17 protein-coding genes are annotated in these 23,114 nt (G+C 63.8%); 4 read left to right on the plus strand and 13 right to left on the minus strand.

Annotated features, from left to right (window positions below; genetic code table 11):
* Positions 1–113: 113 nt before the first annotated feature.
* The 3 genes from V1277_RS05110 to V1277_RS05120 form a co-directional block, all read right to left on the minus strand.
* A complete protein-coding gene (locus V1277_RS05110) occupies positions 114–1,139 on the minus strand; it encodes a S1C family serine protease (protein WP_334415256.1) in 1,026 nt (341 codons plus the stop codon).
* Between the two features lie 89 nt (positions 1,140–1,228).
* A complete protein-coding gene (locus V1277_RS05115; RefSeq protein ID WP_334415257.1) occupies positions 1,229–1,675 on the minus strand; it encodes a hypothetical protein in 447 nt (148 codons plus the stop codon).
* A 7-nt stretch (positions 1,676–1,682) separates the two neighbouring features.
* On the minus strand, positions 1,683–3,281 hold the full coding sequence (locus tag V1277_RS05120) for a GMC family oxidoreductase (protein ID WP_334415258.1): 1,599 nt from the start codon (positions 3,279–3,281) through the stop codon (positions 1,683–1,685).
* Positions 3,282–3,508: 227 nt separating this feature from the next.
* On the opposite strand from V1277_RS05120, the gene V1277_RS05125 reads away from it, so the two are divergent.
* Positions 3,509–5,080 carry a flavin-containing monooxygenase gene (locus tag V1277_RS05125; protein WP_442894563.1) on the plus strand — a complete coding sequence of 524 codons (1,572 nt, stop codon included), beginning with the start codon at positions 3,509–3,511 and terminating at the stop codon, positions 5,078–5,080.
* 98 nt (positions 5,081–5,178) lie between these two features.
* Here the strand turns inward: V1277_RS05125 and V1277_RS05130 are convergent, their stop codons facing one another.
* From V1277_RS05130 to V1277_RS05150, 5 genes are all read right to left on the minus strand, one after another.
* Positions 5,179–8,499, minus strand: coding sequence for a carboxyl transferase domain-containing protein (locus V1277_RS05130; protein ID WP_334415260.1), 3,321 nt, complete (start codon positions 8,497–8,499; stop codon positions 5,179–5,181).
* A gap of 204 nt (positions 8,500–8,703) precedes the next feature.
* Positions 8,704–10,146: an amidohydrolase family protein gene (locus tag V1277_RS05135; RefSeq protein WP_334415261.1), complete on the minus strand. Its 1,443-nt coding sequence runs from the start codon at positions 10,144–10,146 to the stop codon at positions 8,704–8,706.
* A gap of 113 nt (positions 10,147–10,259) precedes the next feature.
* The gene (locus V1277_RS05140) at positions 10,260–11,285 is read right to left on the minus strand and encodes an ABC transporter substrate-binding protein (protein WP_334415262.1); all 1,026 of its coding nucleotides are present in this window, start codon (positions 11,283–11,285) and stop codon (positions 10,260–10,262) included.
* A gap of 44 nt (positions 11,286–11,329) precedes the next feature.
* Positions 11,330–12,106 (minus strand): ABC transporter permease, encoded by a 777-nt coding sequence (locus tag V1277_RS05145; protein WP_065748799.1) that lies wholly within the window; start codon positions 12,104–12,106, stop codon positions 11,330–11,332.
* A 1-nt stretch (position 12,107) separates the two neighbouring features.
* A complete protein-coding gene (locus V1277_RS05150; protein WP_442894449.1) occupies positions 12,108–12,971 on the minus strand; it encodes an ABC transporter ATP-binding protein in 864 nt (287 codons plus the stop codon).
* A gap of 192 nt (positions 12,972–13,163) precedes the next feature.
* On the opposite strand from V1277_RS05150, the gene V1277_RS05155 reads away from it, so the two are divergent.
* Positions 13,164–13,922: a GntR family transcriptional regulator gene (locus V1277_RS05155; protein ID WP_334415264.1), complete on the plus strand. Its 759-nt coding sequence runs from the start codon at positions 13,164–13,166 to the stop codon at positions 13,920–13,922.
* A gap of 158 nt (positions 13,923–14,080) precedes the next feature.
* Here the strand turns inward: V1277_RS05155 and V1277_RS05160 are convergent, their stop codons facing one another.
* Positions 14,081–14,500: a nuclear transport factor 2 family protein gene (locus tag V1277_RS05160; protein ID WP_334415265.1), complete on the minus strand. Its 420-nt coding sequence runs from the start codon at positions 14,498–14,500 to the stop codon at positions 14,081–14,083.
* A gap of 152 nt (positions 14,501–14,652) precedes the next feature.
* Between V1277_RS05160 and V1277_RS05165 the strand changes: the two genes are divergently transcribed.
* Positions 14,653–15,894 carry an amidohydrolase family protein gene (locus V1277_RS05165; RefSeq protein ID WP_334415266.1) on the plus strand — a complete coding sequence of 414 codons (1,242 nt, stop codon included), beginning with the start codon at positions 14,653–14,655 and terminating at the stop codon, positions 15,892–15,894.
* A 183-nt stretch (positions 15,895–16,077) separates the two neighbouring features.
* Entirely contained in the window at positions 16,078–17,295 is a 1,218-nt protein-coding gene (locus V1277_RS05170; protein ID WP_334415267.1) for a mandelate racemase/muconate lactonizing enzyme family protein, read from the plus strand.
* A 101-nt stretch (positions 17,296–17,396) separates the two neighbouring features.
* On the opposite strand, the gene V1277_RS05175 is transcribed toward V1277_RS05170, so the two are convergent.
* From V1277_RS05175 to V1277_RS05190, 4 genes are all read right to left on the minus strand, one after another.
* Positions 17,397–18,626, minus strand: coding sequence for an ABC transporter substrate-binding protein (locus tag V1277_RS05175; protein WP_334415268.1), 1,230 nt, complete (start codon positions 18,624–18,626; stop codon positions 17,397–17,399).
* A 26-nt stretch (positions 18,627–18,652) separates the two neighbouring features.
* Positions 18,653–18,835, minus strand: a complete 183-nt coding sequence (locus V1277_RS05180) for a hypothetical protein (RefSeq protein WP_334415269.1) — start codon at positions 18,833–18,835, stop codon at positions 18,653–18,655.
* Positions 18,836–19,348: 513 nt separating this feature from the next.
* Positions 19,349–21,394 (minus strand): hydantoinase/oxoprolinase family protein, encoded by a 2,046-nt coding sequence (locus tag V1277_RS05185; RefSeq protein ID WP_334415270.1) that lies wholly within the window; start codon positions 21,392–21,394, stop codon positions 19,349–19,351.
* The gene (locus V1277_RS05190; protein WP_334415272.1) at positions 21,391–23,058 is read right to left on the minus strand and encodes a hydantoinase B/oxoprolinase family protein; all 1,668 of its coding nucleotides are present in this window, start codon (positions 23,056–23,058) and stop codon (positions 21,391–21,393) included. The genes V1277_RS05185 and V1277_RS05190 overlap by 4 nt, the downstream gene beginning before the upstream one ends.
* Positions 23,059–23,114: the final 56 nt, after the last annotated feature.

Consider the following 23,114-nt stretch of genomic DNA (forward strand, 5'->3'; position numbering starts at 1 on the left):
GAAGGGTCTGTATCCGCGGAGACAGACCCCTCACCCGTCTCGAATGAGCTGACGCTCATTCGATCCACCCTCTCCCACAAGGGGAGAGGGTGCAGTGCGCCGGGCGGCAATCATCACTGCCTTCCCGGCTGCCTGCGCTCCACCGGATGGATATCGATCGCCCGCAATCTTCCCATCCGCAATACATCCATCGCGAGCGTCCGGCCAATTCGGTCGCGGTCGAGGGCGCGGATCAGATCGTCGACGCCGTTGATCTCGACGCCGTCGAGCTTGATCACGACATCACCGGGCAGCAGGCCCGCCTTCGCGGCCGGGCTGTCCGGCTCGATCTGCGCCAGCAGCGCGCCCATCTTGTTGTCGACGCCGGCGACGATCGCATGCCGCCGCGGGATCGGCGCGGTCTGGCCCGCGACGCCGATATAGGCGCGGCGGACATAGCCGTGGCGGATGATCTCGGACAGCACGAACTGCGCGGTGTTGCTGGCGACCGCAAAGCAGATGCCCTGCGCGCCGCTGATGATCGCAGTGTTGATGCCGATCACCTCCGCCGCCGACGACACCAGCGGCCCGCCGGAATTGCCGGGATTGAGCGCCGCGTCGGTCTGGATCACGTCCTCGATGGTGCGCCCGCTCACCGAACGGATCGAACGGCCAAGCGCCGACACCACGCCGGCGGTCACCGTCGATTCGAACCCGAGCGGATTGCCGATCGCGACCACGAGTTGGCCGCGACGCAGGCTCTTGGAATTGCCGAGCGAGGCATAACGCAGATCGCGCGCGCCGTCGGCCCGCAGCAAGGCAAGGTCAGTGTCGGGATCGACGCCGAGCACGTGGGCATCGGTGACGAAGCCTTCGATGTCGCGCAGCCGGATCTCTTTCGACGATCCGACCACATGGCTGTTGGTCAGCACGAGACCGTCAGGCGAGATGACGATGCCGGAGCCAAGTCCGCCGCGCTCACGCGCACTGCGCACCTTCGGCCCGGTTTCGACGCGCACGACTGCGGGACCGACCCGCTCGGTCACATCGATCACGGCATTGGAATAGGCATCGAGCAAAACCCGGTCATTGTCCCGGGCAGGCTCGGCCGTTCGCGATGACAGCCCGTCATTGACGATATCTGAGGTAATATCCAACATGGTGAGATTCCTTCGGTTTCCTCAAATGGTGGCCGGGAACCGGATGCGCAAGAGCCGCGGCGCGTGCGCAGGCCTGCTCCGCCTCCGCTTCAGGAAACCCGCAGCTTGCCGCCTCGCGCCCTGACCGGATCGAGCAGCGACCAGTCGCCCTCGGGCAATACGTGTCCCTTCGGGAACGGGGCACGCAACTCGAGGCCGAGCGAGCGCAGCACGCGGTCATCGCGGTAATAGCATTGCAGCACGACGCGAACGAGCGTCGCGGCCGCAACGCCGCCGGTAGCGCGGAACTCCCGCGCGACGGCATCGCGCCGCGCCGCGTCAAGCTCGGCCAACGGCTGGCCGGCCAGACGCGCCAGATGATCGAGCGCCTGCGCCACCTGCGCAGTATCGCGGCCGAGCGTCGCCAGCATGTCGGCCTGAACCGCCGGATCGTCGGCGCCGGGCACCTTGTACTCGTCGCTGGCGGGAATGATCATCGCAGCGACGGTGCGGAGGTCGTCGCGTTGGGCTGCGGTCAGTTCATTGGTTGCGGACATCGCGGTCTCAATCGAAGAGGTTGGCAAGGCGTTGCTTCATCTGGTCGGCGACATAGAGCGCGATCGCCTGGATGGTCGAGGTCGGGTTCACGCCGCCTGACGTGACGAACACGCTGCCGTCGACGATGAAGAGGTTTTTCACATCGTGCGAGCGGCCCCATTCGTTGACGACGGAGCGCGCAGGATCGGTGCCCATCCGCGCGGTGCCGAGCAAATGCCAGCCGCCCCAGGGAATCGGCTTGTTGATGCAGATGTCGGTGGCGCCGGCGGTCTCGAGAATTTCCCGGCCGCGCGCCAATCCATGCTCCATCATCTTCCGGCTGTTTTCGCTGATCGTATAGTCGATCTTCGGCGCGGGGATGCCGTGGCCGTCCTTCAGCACAGGATCGAGCGTGACGCGGTTGTGCTCCTCGGGCAGATCCTCGCAGATCGCAGACACCGCGAGCCGATGGCCGTTGAACTTCCGGAACACGCGGTGGTGGTCCGCGCCCCATGGCAAAATGCCCTTCTGCTCGCTCGCGACGGCTTCGAACACCGGCCCCGCGCCGCGGCCGAACTGGATGCCGTAGCCGCGCACAAAGCCGCGCGAGAGATCGGTGTCGTAAAACTCCTTGCTCCAGAGGCAGGTCGGCGGCGCGCGGTTAGAGTCGGTCGGCTCCTTCACGAAACCGTAGATCTGCGCATAGGGATGGAACATCAGGTTCTTGCCGACCAGGCCGGATGAATTGGCGAGCCCATTCGGGAAGCGGCCGGAGACCGAATTCAGCAACAGCCGGGGCGTGCCGACGCCGTTGCAGGCGATGATGACGACTTCGGCCGGCTGGAATTGCTCGACGCCATCCTTGTCGTAGTAGACGACGCCCGAGGCCATGCCATGCTCATTGGTCAGGATCTCGCGGACGCGGCAATGAGTCTTGAGCTCGACGCCGGCGCGGATCGCCTGCGGCCAATAGGTGATGTCGGTCGAGGCTTTGGCGCCCTGCGCGCAGGCCGGCGTGCAATGGCCGAGATTGATACAGCGCGCCCGGCCCTCGTAGTCCATCGTCGCGACCGTCGTGTCCGACGGCCACCAATGCCACCCGAGCTTGTTCATGGCCTTGCCGATCAGCGGGCCGGAGAGTCCAAGCGGCTGCGGCGGCATCGGCGGGTGCGTCAGCGGCGACAACGGATCGCCCGAGAGACCCGAGACGCCCATCATCCGATCGTTCTCCTCGAAGAACGGCACCAGCGTGTCGTAATCGATCGGCCAGTCGTCGGCGACGCCGTCCAGCGTCTTCACCCGGAAGTCGGACGGATGGAGCCGCGGCCAATGCGCGGTGTACATCACCGTCGAGCCACCGACGCCGTTGAAGTTCACGACTTTGATCGGCGAGTTGTCGTCGTTGATCGGATAGTCCTCGGGACGGCCGCGGATGTTCGGACTGGTCGACCAGTCGCCATAAAACTTCGCCTCCCAGTCGCGCCCGGTGCTCGGATATTCCGAGGGCTTCATCCAGCCGCCCTGGTCGAGGCAGAGGATATGCATCCTGGTTTCAGCCAGGCTCCACGCCACCGCCGCGCCGGACGCGCCGGCGCCGATGATGAGGACGTCAACGGGATCGTTCATTGCGGTCGCTTCGCTCCCTGAATTGTCGTCGCCTTGAGGGCGATCTGGGCTCCACGATAGGGGCAGATGCGACCGGCAGTAAAGCCGAGCGAGGCCGACTTGGCGGGATAAACACGCAACCCTGCCACGCCTTGATACAGGTTTGTCCGCGGGCGCGAGACCGGATAGCTTTTGAGCAAACCACAAATGCGGGAGCGACGCCGATTCCGGACTTTGACGCCATCATTATCGGCGCGGGCATGTCGGGGCTGTACCAGCTCTACCGGCTGCGCGAGCATGGTTTTCGCGTGCGGGTGTTCGAGGCCGCGACCGATGTCGGCGGGACCTGGTACTGGAACCGCTATCCCGGCGCACGCTTCGATTCCGAGAGCTATTCGTACGGCTACTCGTTCTCGAAGGAGTTGCTGGAGGAATGGGAGTGGTCGGAGCATTTTGCCGGCCAGCCGGAGACGCTGCGCTATCTTAATTATGTCGCCGATAAATTCGACCTGCGTCGCGATATCCAGTTTCGGAGCCGGGTCACGGCGGCCGTCTACGACGAAGACACGCGAAGCTGGACCGTTACGTTCGAGGACGGCAGCCGCTTCAGTACGCGCTTCCTGATCACCGCGATCGGGCCGTTGTCGACGCCTACCCTGCCGAGGATCGAGGGCCGCGAGGATTTCAAGGGCGCCTCCTTTCACACCGCGCGATGGCCGAAGGAGCCGGTGGATTTTACCGGCAAGCGCGTCGCCGTGATCGGTACCGGGGCCACCGGCGTGCAGACCATCCAGACCATTGCGGGGCAAGTCGGCCATCTCACCGTATTCCAGCGCACCCCGAACTGGTGCGCGCCGCTGCACAACGGCAAGATCGACGCCGAAACCCAGAAGAAGATCAAGGCCGGCTATCCCGAGATCTTCGCCCGTTGCCAGGAAACCTTCGCCTGCTTCCTGCACACGCCGGACCCGCGCGGCGCGTTCGAGGTATCCGACGAGGAGCGCGAGGCGTTTTATGAAAAGCTCTATGGCGAGCGTGGCTTCGGCATCTGGCAGGGCAACTTTCGCGACATACTGATCGACCGCAAGGCGAACGCCACGATCTCCGATTTCGTCGCGCGCAAGATCCGTCAGCGCGTGAAGAATTCGGCGGTCGCGGAAAAGCTGATTCCGAAAAATCACGGCTTCGGTACGCGACGCTTGCCGCTCGAGACCTTCTATTACGAGGTCTACAACCAGGACAATGTCGAGCTGGTCGACATCAACGAGACGCCGATCGAGCGGATCACGCCTGAGGGCATCAGGACAAGCGAATGGGATTACGAGTTCGACATCATCATCTACGCGACCGGTTTCGATGCCATCACCGGCAGTTTCGACAAGGTCGATTTTCGCGGGGTTGGCGGCGCGCGGTTGAAAGACAAGTGGCGACAAGGCCCGGAGACCTATCTCGGCATCATGGTGCATGAATTTCCGAACATGCTGATGCTGATGGGGCCGCACACCGCGCTCGGCAACATCCCGCGCAGCATCGAATACAGCGTCGATTGGGTGACCGGGCTGCTTCGGTTTGCGATGAAAGAGGGGCTGACGCGGCTGGAGGCAACGCCGGAGGGCGTGAAATCCTGGACCGATCACGTCAAGGCGCTCGGCGAAGGATTGCTGTCCAACGAGGTCAATTCTTGGATGACCGGCATCAATTCCAACGTCGAAGGCAAACAGAGACGCATCGTCGCCCGCTACAGCGGCAGCGCGCCGGCGTATCGCGCGCGGTGCGATGCGGTAGCGGCGAAGGGATATGATGAGTTGAGGCTGGGGTAGCACCCTCCCCTGGAGGGTAAGCGCTCACAGCGAAACGCGCTCGGTGCTGAATGGTGGGCACGTCGCTATCGCGCCTTTGCCCACCCTACGGATCACCGCTACCACGCATCGATACACGGCCGCTTCTTGGTCGCGCGTGCCTCCGGCTCTGGCACCGAGCGCAGGCCGGACATGATCCAGCGCCTTGTGTCGGCGGGATCGATGACTTCGTCGATCTCGAGCACCGAGGCGATCGAGACCGCCTTGCCGTTGGCGTAGAGTTCGGCGACCTTGGCCTTGTAGTAGTCCTCGCGCTCGACCGGGTCTTCGATTGCTTCCATTTCCTTGCGGAAACCGAGCCGGACATAGCCTTCCAGCCCCATGCCGCCGAACTCGCCGGTCGGCCAGGCCACCGTGAAGAACGAGGCGTGGAAGCCGCCGCCGATCATCGATTGCGCCCCCAGGCCATAGCCCTTGCGCAGGACGATGCCGAACAGCGGCACGGTGAGGCTGGCGCCGGTCACGAACATCCGCGCGACGTGGCGCACGATCGCGGTTTTCTCCGCTTCGGGGCCGACCATGAAGCCCGGCGTATCGCAAAGCGATATAATGGGAATGTCGAAGGCGTCGCAGAGCTGCATGAAGCGCGCGGCCTTGTCGCCGGCCGGCGCGTCGATCGCGCCGCCGAGATGCTTTGGATTGTTGGCGATCAGGCCGAACGGTTTCCCCTCGATACGGATAAAGGCGGTGATCATGCCGACGCCGAAATCCCGGCGGATCTCCAGCACCGAGCCTTCGTCGGCCAAGAGATCTATGACAGTTCGGATGTCATAGACCCGCAGCCGGTTCTCCGGAATCGCCCGCCGCAGCAGGCGCTGGTCAGGCGCTTTCCAGTCGGCGACCGCACCCTGGAAGTAGGACAGATATTTCTGCGCCGCGGATGTCGCCTCCGCTTCATCCTCGACCAGAATGTCGATGACGCCGTTCGGCGACTGGAACGACACCGGACCTACTTCAGCAGGATGATAGACGCCGAGCCCGCCGCCCTCGATCATCGCCGGTCCGCCCATGGCGATCGAGGCATTCTTCGTCGCGATGATGACGTCGCAACAGCCGAGCATCGCGGCGTTACCGGCAAAGCAATAGCCGGAGACGACGCCGATCACGGGCACCAGCCCTGAGAGCTTTGCGAACTGCACGAAGGACGGCCCGTCGAGACCGGTCATGCCGAGCCTGTCCGTATCGCCGGGGCGGCCGCCGCCGCCTTCGGCGTAGAACACCAGCGGCAGCCGCCATTGCTCGGCAAGGCCGAGCATGCGGTCGATCTTCTTGTGGTTCATGTGGCCTTGGGTGCCGGCGAGCACGGTGTAATCGTAGGCGATCACCATACAGCGGGCGGCGTCCGCGCCGAATTTTTCCGTATTGACCGTGGCGACGCCCGAAATCAGGCCGTCGGCCGGCGTGTTGCGGATCAGGTCGTCGACCGTGCGCCGCCTTCGCTGGGCAGCGATGGCGAGCGAACCATATTCGACGAAGGAGCCTTCATCGACGAGGTGCGCGATATTCTCGCGCGCCGTGCGCTGGTTGGTCTTGCGCCGTCGATCGACCGATGCCGGGCGGTTTTCATCCAGCGTGATGGCGTGGCGTTCGATCAACTCGGCGAGGTCGGGGCGAATGTGGTCGAGATCGATATCATCCTCCTCGGTGACATCATGGGCGTCGATCTCAGCAGGCTCCAGATAGAGGATCGGCTCGTCCTGCATCAACGTCACGCCGGAGCCTGCAGCGATCTGCGTCACCCGGCCGCCCTGCGGCGCCGCGACCAGATGCTCCATCTTCATGGATTCGAGCACCGCGATCTGCTGACCGGGGCGAACCAGGTCACCCTCCTCGACGTCTATCGCGACGATCGTGCCTTGCAGCGGCGCCGGCACCGCGACCGAACCGGCCGGGCCGGTTGCCGATGCCGCGACAGCGATCGCGAGCGTCTCGTCATCGGAGGCGCTGCCGGATTCGACCAGTTCCGTTTCCGCGGTCGTGTTGGTTTCGCCAACCAGATCGGCGACATGCTTGTCAATAAAGCCGGTGCTGAGACGGTTCTCGACGAAATCCGGATGCGCCAAAATCGCCGCGAGGAAGGGAACGTTGGTGGCGACGCCGCCAATGCGAAATTCACGCAGCGTCCGCGAGGCCTTATGCACCACGTCGGTCCAGTTGCCGCCCGGCGAATGCACGATGACCTTTGCGAGCAGCGAGTCGAAGGCGGCGCTGGTCCGGTAGCCTGAATAGCCGAACGTATCGACGCGCACGCCGGGGCCGGACGGCAGGTCGAACACGGCCAGCGTGCCGCCGGTCGGCCTGGTGGCGCCGGTCTCGTCCATCACCTCCATGTTGACGCGGAGTTGGATCGCAAAGCCGCGCGGCCTCGGGATATAGCCCTGCGCAAGCCCGAGCGAGCCCAGGGTCGCGCCAGCCGCGACCGCAAGCTGCGACTGCACGAGATCGAGGCCAAGCACCTCCTCGGTAACGGTATGCTCGACCTGCAGCCGAGGATTGGCCTCGATAAAGGCAAACGCCCTGTCGCTGGTCCTGGCGTCGTTATCGACGAGGAATTCGAAAGTGCCGAGATTGTCGTAGTTCGCCGCGGCCGCAAGTTCCTTGGCGGCGTCGATGATGCGCGTACGCAAGGCATCGTTCAGCGAGGGGCTCGGCGCGACCTCGATGAGCTTCTGGTTGCGGCGCTGGATCGTGCATTCGCGCTCCCACAGATGGCTGATCGCGCCGTGGTGGTCGCAGATGACCTGCACCTCAATGTGGCGGGCATTGCGAATCAGGCGCTCGACATAGACGCCACCGCTGCCGAAGGCCGCCATCGCCTCTGATTGGCAGCGCGCATAGGCCTCCTCCAGCCCGCCCGCGTCGTCGACGATGCGCATGCCGCGGCCGCCGCCGCCGGCGATGGCCTTGATCATGATGGCGCCGCCTGCGCCGAGCGATTCCAGGAAGGTCTTGGCTTCATCGAGGCTGGTCGGCCCGCTGGTGCCCTCGATAACAGGGACGCCGCATTTTTTTGCCAGCGCCTTGGCCTGCGCCTTGTCGCCGAACAGATCGAGCACTTCCGGCGACGGGCCGACGAAGACGATGCTTTCTTCGATGCAGCGGCGGGCGAGCGCGGCGTTCTCGCTGAGGAAGCCATAGCCGGGATGCACGGCGTCGCATTCGGTCGCCTTGGCGGCTGCGATCACCGCCTCGATATCGAGATAGGCCCGCGCGCCGCGCCCGGGGATTTCAAGGGCGGCGTCGGCGGCGCGGACATGCAGCGATTGCGCGTCGTCAGCGGAGTAGATTGCGACCGTCGCAAGGCCAGCGTCGCCCGCGGCGCGCGCGATGCGGATGGCAATCTCGCCGCGGTTGGCAATCAGCAATTTATGGAAGGACATGAACGGTTCCGTCTGGACAGCAGAGCGAAATGATGCGGCGATCGGCTCACCTCGCCCCGCTTGCTTCCCATACCGCAATCAGCAGCGCGAGGCGGCTACCGGCAGTTTCTTGTTGCTCGACATGAACCGTTGCCGAGATTCTGCGCAAGTGGAATTTCGTTCCACATGACGGAATTCACACAGCAAACTGAGGCGCTTAGCGATCTACCGGCAATCGAGCTGGGCTTCGAACCAGCCCTGCAACGACGCTGCGAGCGGCGGCCAGGCCCGCTGAAACGGCGAGAATTCTCTTGCGTTGGCGCGATAAATTCCGCGCAGCTCCCGCTCGATTGCGGGAAGATCGACACCGGTGCAACGGCCTTCGCTGACGATCAGCCGTCCGTCCACCACGACGTCGCGCAAGAAAGACGCGTTGCCGCGCGCGAACAGGAGATCGATGGGGTCGACCGGCATGATCCGGTCGCGGTCAAGCCGATCGAGATCTATGGTGACGAAATCGGCCGGTGCGCCTGATATGAGCGCGCCCGTTCCGGGCGCGCCGGTCGCCTTGCGGCCATTGGCGATCGCGAGCGCGAGGAATTCGGAAGCGGTCCAGGTTCGCTCAAAGCCGAGGCCGCCGTGCATCATCTGCACCAGCCGCATCTCGCGCAGCACGTCGTCGTCTTCGTCGAGCGCGAGACCATCGACGCCGACCGCGATGGCGCAGCCACATCGGTGCGCTGCAGCGATCGGGGCGAGGCCGGAGCGCAGGTGCAAATTGGAGGAGAAGTTGGTGACGATACGCGCGCCGGACGCGGCGATCATCTCGATCTCGTCGGCGCGGGCATGGATGCAATGCGCCAGCGTCAGCCGCTCCGACAGGAAGCCGATATCGCGGAGATAGCGGACGACGCCATCCGGAAAATGCCGGTCTGCCCAGGCGCGCTGATAGATTGTCTCCAGGAGATGCATGTGGATGCGTCGCCCGGTGTGCGCCGAATTCTCGGCCACCGCCTCGAGCAGCGGTTTTGAGCACCATTGCACGCCGGCCGGGCCGAGCTGCACATCGACTTTTGGACCTGTGATGGCCGAGGCGATGGCATCCGTGAGTTCGATATAGGCCTTTGGCGACATCGGCGCGCGGACGAACAATTCCTCAATGGCCTTGCGATCGTCGCTTGAGAGCTGCGACAGCACCGGTTCGCTGTCGCCATAGACGACCGGGTTCTGGTCGCGTACCGCGAGCGCAAACGCGATGCGGATGCCAACGTCGGACGCCGCCCGCGCAATCGCCTCTGCCTCCTCGACCAGCGGCATGGTGCCGCTTGGCCGGGTGTAGTGCACCATCATCGCAGCGCAGCCCGCCCTCGCCGAACGGGCCAATGCCGAGGCCGCCGTCATATAGGGATCGACCGGCGTGCCGAGCGCAGAGCGCAGGATCCAGCTCTCCAAGGGCATGCCGAGCGCGCCGAACGAGGACGCGGTCGGCCGCGCGTGATCATGGGCGTTGACGAAGGCGGGAAGAATGAGGGAGCGCGGGCTGGTTGTGGGCGACGCGGCCTCGGTGATGTCGGTGATGATGCCGTTGTCGTGACGCAGCACGACGTTTTCCAGCAGGCCCCGCTCGGGCCCGGAGAACAGGCTGTGTGCGGCAACCTTCATAATCATGACGCGCCCTCTCCGTCATTGCGAGCGTAGCGAAGCAATCCATATCTCCGCTTGCGGCGCGATGGATTGCTTCGTCGCTGCGCTCCTCGCAATGACGGCCGGATGGACCCGAGTCAATTCGCCGTATACACCAACTCCCGCTCGCTGCGCGGAGGCAGGAATTCGCGGGAGAAAATCTCCGCAGGCGCCGGCGCGCGGGCGAGCTGGTAGCCTTCGACGATGATTCCGATGGCGCGAGCCATGCGGTCGTCCTTGACATCGCCGACGCCGATCTCCCTCATCTCGGGCGAGACGATCAGCTTGTCGAAGGAAAACTGCAGACGGCGCTTCTCGACCTCGGCATTGATCAGATTGTCGTAATTCAGCGCTGCCTTCATTCCGGCATTCTGGTCCTTGGCGATCGCGATCACGGCCTTGTTGACGGCGCGGACGAGGCCGGTGACGGCCTTCGGATTGGACGCCAGCAGCTTGCGCGACACCATCATGCCGTTGGAATAGAGATCGAGGCCGTAATCGCCGAACGAGAACCATTTGTAGTCCTTGTCGGGATCCTGGCGGTTCAGCACCAGGTTGAAGTAGCTCGTAATGTTGAACACCAGAGCCGCGTCGATATCACCCTTGATCAGCATTGGCTCCTGCAGATTCGGCGCCATGTTGGAGATCTTGATCTTCTCGCCCTCGAGCTTGTTCTTGTTGGCAAACACCGGCAACAACCGCGTCGTCGGCGTGCCCTGCGCGCCGCCGAGCGTGCGGCCCTCAAAGTCCTTGATGGTGTTGATGCCGCTGGTCTTCTTGGTGACGATGGCGAACGGCGGCTGGTTCCAGATCATGTAGACCATCACAGGCGCGTCCTGCGGCTTGGTCGAGGCGTTCTGGATGATGGCGTTGACGTCGCCGAAGCCGGCGTCGTAGGCGCCCGACATGATGCGCGTCACCGTCGCACCCGAGCCCTCGCCCTGGTCGATCACCACATTGAGGCCCTCTTCCTTGAAGAAGCCGTTGTCCTTGGCGTAGAAGAACGCGGCGTCGGACCCTTGCGTCTTCCAACCCAGCGTAAACTTGATCGTGGTTTCCTGGGCGCTGGCGGCACCGGCGAACAGAACGGCTCCCAACAGCGCGGCGCTTACTCTGGCTAACATCGTATTCTCCTCGATAAGGGTTGGATGGCGGTTGGCGAAAGCTTTCATGTCGCGATCATGTCGTTCTTGCGGGTGGCCCAGCCGGTGACGCGGCCCTCGATTACCGAGAAGATCACGTAGAGCGCGACGCCGAGGCCGGCGAGCACGAACAAGCCGGCGAACACCAGCGGCACGTTGAAATTCGAGGACGCGGTCATCATGACGTTGCCGATGCCGCGGTTGGACGCCACGGTCTCCGACAGCACCGCGCCGACGAAGGCGTAGGAGATCGCGACCTTCAGCGAGGCAAAAAAGAACGGCATGGTGCGGGGCAAGCCGACGTTCCAGAGGATGTCGAACTTGCTGGCGCCGAGTGCTTTCAGCACGTCTTCGAGTTCAGGTTCGGTCGTCGCCAGTCCCGTCGCGATGTTGACCACGATCGGGAAGAAGCAGATCGAGAGCGCGGTCAACACCGCCGGCACCGAGCCGGAGCCGAACCACAGCACGAAGATCGGCACCACGGCGACCTTCGGGATCGAGGAAAATCCAACCAGCAGCGGATAGGCCGTGTCATACGCGGTTTTCGAGACACCGATCACCGCGCCCAATACGACGCCGAGGCCGACGCCAAGAACAAACCCGATCATCGTCGTCGCCAACGTCTGCAGGATGTGCGGCCACAGGATGGGGAATTTCTCGACGAGGGTGACGAATACTTGCGAGGGGCGCGGCAACACCAGGTCAGACATGCCTGATATCAGGCAGAACAATTCCCAGGCGACGAAGAACAGCACGATCAGTGCCGCCGACCAGGCTTTTTGGCGATAATCGAGCTCGGGCATATCAGGCTGCTCCCTGCGCGGATGCCGTTCGGGCATCGACGATGAAGGCGCGCAGCTTCTGGTTCAGCGCCACGAAATCCGGCTCGAACGTCATCGCAACCGTGCGTGGCCGGGCGAAGTCGACCCGGCTGTCGTCGAGGATGCGGCCGGGCCGCGCGCTCATCACGCAGATGCGGCTGCCGAGGAATGCGGCCTCGCGCAGGTCATGCGTCACCAAGAGCACGGTCGGCTTGTGCGCGATCCAGAGATCCTGAAGGATCGACCACAGCTCTTCCCGCGTGAACTGGTCGAGTGCGCCGAAGGGCTCATCGAGCAGCAGCATGCGCGGCTCGTGGATCAGCGCGCGGCAGAGATTGGCGCGCTGAAGCATGCCGCCGGAGAGTTGCCAGGGGTAGCGGTTGCCGAACCCCTTGAGGCCGACCTGCTCGAGCAGCGCATTGGCCTTGTCGCGGAATTCGGTCTTGCGCAGCTTTCGGAATTGCGAGCGAAACGGCTCGACGATCTTGAGCGGCAGCATGATGTTCCGCTCGATCGACATCCAGGGCAGCATGGTCGGATTCTGGAACGCCATGCCGACGCGCAAGGCGCGGGCGGCGACTTCCCGGCCGCCGACAATGACGACGCCCGATGTCGGCTGCACCAGGCCGCTCACCAGCCGCAGGATCGTCGACTTGCCGCAGCCGGACGGCCCGACGAGGGCGACAAACTCGCCATCGGCGATCCGCAAGCTTGTCGTGGAGAGGGCCGGCACCGCGCGGGGGCCGCGGCCGAAGGTGACGGAAGCCTCCGACAGTTCGATCGCGATCGGAACGGCGGAGCCCGGAACCGGCGTGCCCCGAAATTCGGAATGTGGTTGCATGCGCATCATGGCTGGAAGTGCATGCAAGCCGGATGCCAGCCAAACTTGCCTGTGAAATCAAGGGACCCGCGGTTTGCCGCCCGATCCGCCGGATTCCTTTTGTGCAATTCCACCTTCAAAGTGCATGCAATTGAGGCGCACAATCAGTCGGCAATTGTGATAAGAGGACCCATTCGAAGCACCCGTCAGGATTCGCCGATGGCGCCCCGCCCCGCCAGCAAAACCGTTGTCCCATCCGACAAGGTCGGCGTGATCTGCCGCGCGCTGCGCCGCGCCATCATCGAGCAGGCGCTGGCGCCCGGCGCGAAATTGCCGGAGGATTCGCTCGGCGAGCGGTTCGGCGTCAGCCGCACCATCGCTCGCCACGCGCTGGGCCAATTGGCCGCGGAAGGCCTCGTCGAGCTGCGCCGCAACCGGATTGCGGTGGTGGCGACCCCAAGCTGGCAGGAAGCGCGCGATGCCTTCGATATCCGGATCGAACTCGAGCGCCTGGTGGTGCGGCAACTCGCCGGCAAGCTGACCAAGAACCAGATTGCCGAGCTCAACGCCCATGTCGATGCCGAGGGCCGCGCGCGCGACGGCTCGGATGCGGTGTCGATTCGCCTCGCGACGGAATTCCACATCCTGCTCGCCAACATGACGAACAGTCCGATCCTGGTGCGTTACGTCAGCGAGGTCGCCTATCGCTGCTGCCTGACGCTATCGCTCTACAGCCGGCCGCACTCCTCGGAATGCGCCATCAACGAGCACCGCGCGATCATCGCCGCCTTGGTCAAAGGCGACGAGGCCAAGGTGATGACCCTGATGCACAGCCATCTGGATTCCGTGGCCAGCCGCGCGCTGGTGGCCCCCGCCCCGCCGCGCGGCCGCGATTTGCTGGATATTCTGGCGCCGTATGCCGAGGAAGGCGAAAGTGAGCGGGTGGTGAAGCTGCCGAAGGTGGTGCGGGCGAGGTAGGTCTACCGCCCGCAGCAATCGCCGGTGGCCTCGTGGTTCGAGACGCGCGGCGTTGCCGCGCTCCTCACCATGAGGGTCCAAGACCTCATCTTGAAAGTCTAGGACCTCATCCTGAGGAGCGCGCTTAGCGCGCGTCTCGAAGATGAAAGCCCCGAACCTCAAGCCTCAATCCCCATCTGCACCAAAATCCGCTCGGCGCTGTCGTTCCAGACGTCCATCTTCACGATCTGCCCGCCCCTGACCACGAAACGATCGACGTAGCGATTGCCTTCGAACGGCGTGCCGTCGAGCCATTCGCCATACAGCGTGCCGATGCTGTAGACGACGGTCTCCTCGGCGCCCGGGCAGACGTCGAAGCGGTCCATCTTCTTCTTGACCCAGCGATAGCGTTTCGCGTTGAAGCCGGTCGGCCCGCGCGGATGATCGAACTCGCGTCCGCCGGTGAAGGTGATGATCGTGCCCGGCTTCATGTAGGCCGCGGCCGCATCGGGATCCGGGATCATCGATGCCGTGAGATAGGCCTCGACCACCTCGGCATCGGACATTCCCTTCACTTCGGCTTTCGCGGCGACAGACATGGCGGCTTCTCCTGATGCCGGGGATACTACAGTCCAGCCCGCAAACTGCATGCACATATTTTGAACAGTTCAGCCTTCCAATTGCACACAATCTGGGGCTGCCCTGCGCCCCCGCTTCCGATAGGTTGAGATCTTCTCCAGCGCGACGCCTGATGAACACGAAAACCGCCTTTGACCTGATCTTCCGCAACGCCAGGACGCGAACCTCGGCGACGCCTGTCGATATCGGCATCGCCGGCGGGCGTATCGTGGCCATCGAACCCCGGCTTGTCTGCGAAGCGGCTGAGATCGAGGTCGGCGGCAGATTGGCCCTGCCCGGCTTCGTCGACACGCATATTCATCTCGACAAGGCCTGCCTGCTCGGCCGCTGCGGGCATAACCACGGCAGCGTCAGCGAAGCGATTGCCGCGGTCGCCGCGATGAAGCGCGATTTCACGGTGGAAGACGTCTACACCCGCGGCGCGCGGGTGATCGAGCGCGCCATCGTGCACGGCACGACGCGGATGCGAACCCATGTCGAAATCGATCCGCGCATCGGCTTGCGCGGTTTTGAGGCGGTGAAAGCGCTCAAGCGCGATTATGCCTGGGCGCTCGATCTTTCGATCTGCGTGTTTCCGCAGGAGGGCCTGACCAACGATCCCGGCGCCGAGGAACTGCTCATTGCGGCCTTGCGCGACGGCGGTGAGGTGATCGGCGGCTGCCCCTATATGGACACCGATCCGAACGCGCATCTCGAAAAGATTTTCGACCTCGCGCAGCAATTCGATGTCGACGTCGATCTGCACCTCGACTTCGATCTCGATCCGTCCTGGTGGCATCTCGACGAGGTCTGCCAGCAGACGGAGCGGCGTAACTATCAGGGCCGCGTCGCGATCGGTCACGCCACCAAATTATCGGCGCTGCCGCCGGACCGGCTGAAGGCCGCAACCGCGCGGCTGGCGAAATCCGGCGTCGCAGTCACCGTGCTGCCCGCGACCGATCTCTATCTGATGGGCCGCGACGCCACGCATAACGCACCGCGTGGGCTGACGGTGGCGCACAAGTTGGTTGAAGATGGCGTTCTCTGTTCGGTCGCGACCAACAATGTGCTCAATCCCTTCACGCCGTTCGGCGACGCCTCGCTGCTGCGGATGGCGAATTTCTATGCCAATGTCGCGCATGCCGGGATCAGCGATTTCGACGCCTGCCTCGATCTCGTGACCGAGCTGCCGGCGCGGCTGATGAATTTGAGGGACTATGGCATCGCGGTGGGCAATCCGGCGGACCTGATCATTCTCGATACAGACAGCGGGACGAACGCGATTGCGGAATTGCCTGATGTGCTGATGGGATTCAAGAACGGGCGGCAGGTGTTCGAGCGGCGGAAGCCGACGTTGTTTTCGCCACGAGCTTAGCCAAAGCGAAGTAAGACGTGGATGGCCGGGTCAAGCCCGGCCATGACGAAGAAGCGGAGACGATGCTTCGTCGGCAAACCATGCAGGCCGCGCTCTGCCTTATGCGCTGCCCTGCGATTGACCTCCCCACCGATCCATTGTTGTTATCGGCCAACTACAACAACAAGCCCGGGGCAGGAAATCATGAAAAAAGCCACCACCGTTAGAAGCGTCGAAACGCTGGCCTGCGACGCCGGATGGCGGAACTACCACTTCGTCAAGATCATGACCGAGGACGGCATCGTCGGCTGGAGCGAATACGACGAGGGTTTTGGGGCGCCCGGCGTGACGGCGGCGATCGAGCGGCTTGGCGCGCGAGTCATCGGCAAGAACGCGTTCCAGCACGAGCGTATCTACGCGGAGCTGTTCGCCGCGACGCGCCCGGCCGCCGGCGGCGTGGTGGCGCTGGCGCTTGGGGCGCTCGAGAACGCGCTGCTCGACGTCAAGGCCAAGGCGCTCGGCGTGCCCTGCTACGAACTGCTCGGCGGCAAGATCCGCGACCGCATCCGGGTCTACTGGTCGCACTGCGCGACCTGGCGCATCAACCATCCTGATTGGTTCAAGCCGGCCATTACCGATCTCGATGGCGTGAAATCGATCGGCCGCGAGGTACGCGAAAAAGGTTTTACGGCGATGAAGACCAACATCTTCGTCTACACCGATGGCAAGCCGCAGGGCTGGCGGCCGGGCTTTGGTTCGCCGTTCGAACCCGAGATCAATGTCGATCGCAAGGTGCTGCGCAATCTCTGCATGCATCTGGAGGCCATCCGCGACGGCGCCGGCCCCGATGTCGATCTGCTGCTCGACCTCAATTTCAATGCCAAGACCGAGGGCTACCTCAAGATACTGCGCGCCATCAAGGACATGGATCTGTTCTGGGTGGAGATCGACACCTTCAACCCGCAGGCGCTGGGCTACATCCGCCGCCAGAGCCCGCATCCGGTCTCATCCTGCGAGACGCTGTTGGGGCTGCGCGAGTTCCTGCCCTATTTCAACGAACAGGCGATGGACGTCGCCATCGTCGACACGCCCTGGAACGGGGTGTGGCAATCGATGAAGATCGCCGCCGCCGCCGAGCATTTCGAGGTCAACGTCGCCCCGCATAATTTCTACGGCCACCTCTGCACCATGATGAACGCACATTTCTCGGCCGCGGTGCCGAACTTGCGCATCATGGAAACCGATATCGACCGCCTGGCGTGGGACCATGAACTGTTTACCCACGTGCCCGAAATCGTCGATGGCCATCTGGTGATGCCGGACCGTCCGGGCTGGGGCACCGAGCCCAACGAGGAAGGCCTGCGCGCCCATTCGCCGAAGAGCAAGGGCGGGCTGCTGAATTACGGGCAGAAGAGGCCGTGAGCTGATATCTCGTAGGATGGGTGGAGCGCAGCGATACCCATCGCCGCAGCGCAAGACTCGATGGGTATCGCTTCGCTCCACCCATCCTACATGGTCGCCGTTCACTTATCGCCAGCCACGCCGAGGAACGCGCTCTCGATCACATCGCCAATCGGCTGCCACGAATTACCGTCGAACTGCACCAGCCGCATCTGCTCGATCGGATGGAAGTCGGCCGGTCCGGTGTTGATCGCTATTCCCGGAAATGCAACCGTGCTCTGGTAATTCCGCAAGGACGCTGCCTGCCGCATGATGTTCTCGCGCGACAGGTCGTCCCCGCACTGGGTCAACACCTGGACCAACGTCTCGGCCGCTGCGTAGCCGAAGATGGCATTGCCATCCTCCTTGTCGCCGTCAGGATAATACTTGTCCATGAACGCGAGCCATTCCTTGATGGCGGGGTCATCCTTCCAAGTGGTGTCGCTGGCGTCCTTCAGAAACGAGGTGGAGATCACACCGACGGAATTCTGAAGGCCTGCCGGCCTCAGCGCGTTTGCGATCGAAGCCGCCGCATTGACCAGCAACAATACTGGATGCCAGCCCAGTTCGGCCGCTCTACGAATGGCACGCGCCGAGATCGGCGGTGCGCAGTTGAGCACGAGCACTTCAGCGCCCGAGTTCTTGAGGATGTCGACCTGGGTATCGATCGACATATCAGCATCAATGGCGATATCCGCAACGATCATGTTGGCGGTGATGCCGAGCCCCTCCTGCAATCCCCGGAACAGATCGCGGCCGAACTGATCGTTCTGCCAGAGCACGGCGATCTTCCGGCTCGGATAGGCGGCTTGAATGTAGTTGGCGTAGATCCGGCCTTCGGAGCGGAATGTCGGCTGCCAGCCCATCGTCCAGGGAAACCGCTTCGGATGCGCCCACTCCTCGTCGCCGGAGGCGACGAAGAGCTGCGGGATGTTTCTCTCGTTGAGATAGGTTCGCGTCGCCAGATTGGTCGGCGTGCCGAACGACCCGAACATCAGGTGCACGCGCTCCTGTTCGACCAGCTCGCGGGTATGCTCGACCGCCGTTCTCGGATTGGAGCTGTCGTCGCGGGAGATGAACCTGATCTTGCGCCCGTTGATGCCGCCGCGCTCGTTGATCATATCGAAATAGGCGGCCTCCGCCCTTCCGATCGAAGCGAACGCGGCAAGCGGGCCTGTGTAAGGCATGATGTTGCCGATGCGGATTTCGGTGTCGGTCACGCCGGCAGCTTGGGCCGGCTGCAGGGCGGCCAGTATCGATGCCAAGAACAATGCGAAGAAGGCTGGTGACAGCCATTTTATTCTTGTTTTCATCAACGCGGCCCTCGAACGCGAGCTGTTCAGAGCTCGTGACGCCATCCAGCGATGGCGATGATAGCGCGGGAGTTCAGGTTGTTAAAATGAAATGTTGGCGGCGCGGCATTGCCACGCCAAATGGGTCGCCAGTCTTCATAAAATGAGACGTTGCGATTCAGGCGTGTTTGATGTCCGATATGCCGCTGCAGCGGCACGAATTCGAACATCGCTGGATATCCAAGTTGCGTCTAAGCAGTGTGTGGCAAGGAGGTCGAGGCATGAGGATAACGATCGTAGCTCTGGGAACGGCCCTGGTCCTGGGTAACCTGGGCACGTTTGGTACCGCAGCGCATGCGCAGACGGCCCAAGTCGTTCGTGAACCACGGGAAAGGCCCATCATCAGGGTGCCCGTCGTAAGGCCAGCTCCCTACTGGGATTACAATATCGTTCCACGATATCGTTATCGCCCTGAGGACGACCGGGTCGATCCATGCGGCGGGCCCGTAGTGCCCGTGATACGCGAGGGGCCTCAAGAGGCAACGGTTCCGTTGTGGCTGGCGAACGAGTTGGGTCTTGGCCGTATACATGGTCGAGATTGGCCGTGTAGGGGCCGAAATCGGTAATGCACCGATTGAGTCTGTAGGATGGGTGGAGCGAAGCGATACCCATCAATTGCGCTGCACAAAGGATACAAAAGATGATGGGTATCGCTTCGCTCCACCCATCCTACGATCACGGTGTCAGCGTAGCGCGATATCCAGCCAGCCCAACGGATTGACCGTGACGCGGTCGCCAGTGTCGACCAGCACGGTCGTGGTCTCGGCTTCGATGATCGCAGGTCCCATCAGCGTGTGGCCGGGACGCAGTTCGTCGAGGGCGTAGACCGGGACTTCGCGCCAGCCGCCGAAGAAGGCTTGCCGCCGGCTATGCGGCGAACAGGTGCTGGAGGATGCGGCCTCGCGTGCGCTTTCGTCTTGTCGTTGGACTTCGCCGATCGCCGCGACGCGGGCGTTGACGAAGACGACCTCCTGGCCACGCGAGGCATAGGTGTAGAGCTCCTCGTGCCTGACATGGAAACGATCTTCGATCTGCTCGACGAGATCGGCGGCGTTCCAGTCGAGGCCGTCGAGCGAGACGTCGATTTCAAAAATCTGTTCGCCGTAGCGCATTTCGGCGGAGCGCTCGATTGCAATCGGACCATTGAACCACGAGCGCAGCCGGCCGGCAGCTTGCTGCTCCAGCCCGGCAAACAGCTCGCGCACTTCATCGGCGGAGATGCGCGCGCCGGCGCCATAGTGCGTGCGGCTGACTTCGTAGCGGAGATCGCTGGTCAGCATGCCCCAGGCCGACAACACGGACGCCACCGTCGGCACGATGATGCGCTTGATCTCGAGCTCGCGAGCGACCTCCGCCGCGTGCAGGCCCGCCGCGCCGCCGAAACTCAACAGCGCAAACTTTCGCGGATCGACGCCGCGGCGCAGCGTCATCAGGCGGATGCCGTCGGCCATGTTCAGGTTGATCATGCGGTAGATGCCGGCGGCGGCCTCGACGCGCGACAGCTCCATCGCGGCCGCGATGCGGTCGACGGCCGCCTCCGACGCCGCGCGGTCGAGCGGGCGCTTGCCGCCCATGAAGGCGGCGGCATCGAGATAGCCGAGCACGACATTGGCGTCGGTCACGGTGGCGGCCTCGCCGCCATTGCCGTAACAGGCCGGGCCAGGCACCGAGCCCGCGCTTTCCGGCCCCACGCGGAGCGTGCGGCTGGCATCGACGCTCGCGATCGAGCCGCCGCCCGCGGCGATGCTCGCGATATCGAGGCTGCGCAGCGCGATACGCTGGCCGGCCAGCATGCCGTCGACGGAGAGCGAGACCTGCCCCCCTGAAATCAGCGAGATATCGGTGGAGGTGCCGCCCATGTCGAACGGCACCAGATCGGGAATGCCGACCAAGTCAGAACAGCGCCGTCCGCCGGACATGCCGCCCGCGGGGCCTGACAGCACCGTGCCCGCGGCAAGGCGCGAAGCTTCCTCGACCGGCGCCATGCCGCCATGCGACAGCACGACAAAGAGACTGCCCTTGAAGCCGGCCTCGCCGAGCCGCGCTTCGAGGTTGGTCAGATAGCGCCGCACGATCGGCTCGACATAGGCGTTCACGATCGTGGTCGAGACGCGCTCATATTCCTTGATCTGCGGCAGCACGTCGCTGGAGCAAGAGATGCTGATATCTGGCAGCGCCTGCCTCAAGCGCTCGACGGCGGCGAGTTCGTGGACGGGATTGAGATAGGAGTGCAGAAAGCACACCGCGACCGAGGTCGCGCCCGACTGCCTGATGCCGGCAATCGCATCGTCGAGCGATTTCGCATCGAGCGGAATGAGGACGCTGCCGTCGGCCTTGAGCCGCTCCTTGACGCCGAAGCGCAAATCGCGCGGCGCCAGCGGCGCCGGCGGCGGCGAGCGTAGATCGTAGCGGTCGGGTTTCAAGCCTTCGCGCATCTCGATGACGTCGCGATGGCCTCTAGTGGTAATCAGCGCGACTTTTGCGCCCTTACGCTCCAGCAGGGCATTGGTCGCAACCGTCGTACCGTGCACGAGGCGGTCGGTAGCCGCGAGCATGTCCGCGCGCGTGACGTTCAGCCGCCGCGCCAATTCTTCCAGCCCCGCCATCACGCCGAGCGACTGATCCGCCGGGGTCGATGGTGATTTTGCAAACACGGTGCGGCCGGTCTCGTCCGTGGCCACGAGATCGGTGTAGGTCCCGCCGACGTCAACGCCTATCCTGAACATCATGAGGACGCCTGCTCCGCCGCGACTTCGGTCAGGCCCTGCTCGCGGTCGCGCCGACGTGCCTCCGCCGATCGTTTCGCGGGCGGCCCCCACCCGCCGCCGCCGGAAGAGCGGATTTCGAGGCAATCGCCGGGGCGCAGTTCGATACCGACCTCCTTGGTACGCAGCACGCGGGGCTCACACCCCTCGGAGAGTAGACGATAGTGATGCGGCTTGCCGTCCTCACCGCCGAGCATGCCGCACGGACCGTGTCGCGCGCCGTCGCCGGCGGTATTGCCTTTTGCGGGCTTTTCCGTCTCCAGCACCAGGTCGAGCAAGACGCCGAGGCCGCCGCGATGCTGGCCGTCGCCGCCGGAGCCGGGGCGGAATTCATGCGTGCGGAAGTGCAAGGGAAAGCGCACTTCGGCGACCTCCAGGCTGCCGAACTTCAGCCCGCCGACCGAGTGCCACTCGCCGATCGACGACCAGCCGTCGCCGCCGGACGACGCGCCGCCGCCGGGCCGCGCCTGGAACAGGTGCCAGATGAAATTCTTTCCGGTGCGCGGGTCCTCGCCCTGGATCGCGATGCGAAAGCGTCGGCTCCAGCCCGCCATCGCGCGCTCCGGGCAGGACGCCGACAATGCCTTCACGATCGCTTCCACGATTTCATTGGAGGGATGGCTGGTGCACAACGTCACCGGCCGGCCCGGATCGGCCCACACCACTGTGCCCTGTTTGGCGATCACCTTCAGCGGCCGCAGCGCGCCGGTGTTCTTCGGAATCTCCGCATCGATCAGATAGGCAAACGCCATCGCCACTGCGGCCTGCATGTTGGCGTGCGAGGAGTTCACAAAGCTGGTCGACTGCGGATCGGAATCGGAGAGATCGACTTCGACGTCGCTGCCGTTCTTGGTGACCTTGGCGGCTATGCGGATATCGGTACGGCCGTGGCCGTCATCGTCGAGAAGCGCCTCGCCGTAAAACACGCCGTCCTTCCAGGTCGAGACCACCGCGCGGGTCTGCTGCTCGGTGGCGTCGAGGATCGCCTCGACGGCGGCTTCCACCACCGGCGCGCCGAATTCGGCGAACAGTCGCGACAACCGCCGCTCGCCGAGATGCGCCGCGCCGAGCATGGCCGCAAGATCGCCGCGGAATTCTCTGGGGTTACGGATGTTCAGCGCCAGCAGGTCAAGCAGATCGTCGCGGAGTTTGCCCGCTTCATAGAGCTTGATCGGCGGGACGCGCAGCCCTTCCTGATAGATCTCGGTGGCGGCAGGGTTATAGGCGCCATGGGTAGCGCCGCCGATATCGCTCTGGTGTGCGCGCACGATAGTCCAGAGCAGCCGCCGCTCACCGTCGAACACCGGCACGAAGGCGGTCAAATCAGGCAGATGGCTGCCGCCATAATAGGGGTCGTTGAGCAGGATCACGTCGCCCGGCTTAACGTCCTTGAACCGTTCCTCGACCGCGAGCGTCGCCCATGGCAGCGCGCCGACATGAACCGGTAAGTGATCGGCCTGCGCAATCAGCCGTCCCACGGTGTCGCAGATCGCAAGCGAAAAATCGCGGCTGGAATTGAGGATCTGCGAATAGGAGGTGCGAAGCATCGCCTCGCCCATCTCTTTCACGATCGAGCTGAGCCGGTGCTGGACGACGGAGCGCGTGATGGGATCGATCCTGGCGGACATGGTTACCCGTTATTATCAGCTGTTCAGCACTGGAGTGTAGGATGGGTTGAGCCCTT

The sequence above is a fragment of the Bradyrhizobium sp. AZCC 1588 genome (genome assembly GCF_036924735.1).
In the GTDB taxonomy this organism is placed as follows: domain Bacteria; phylum Pseudomonadota; class Alphaproteobacteria; order Rhizobiales; family Xanthobacteraceae; genus Bradyrhizobium.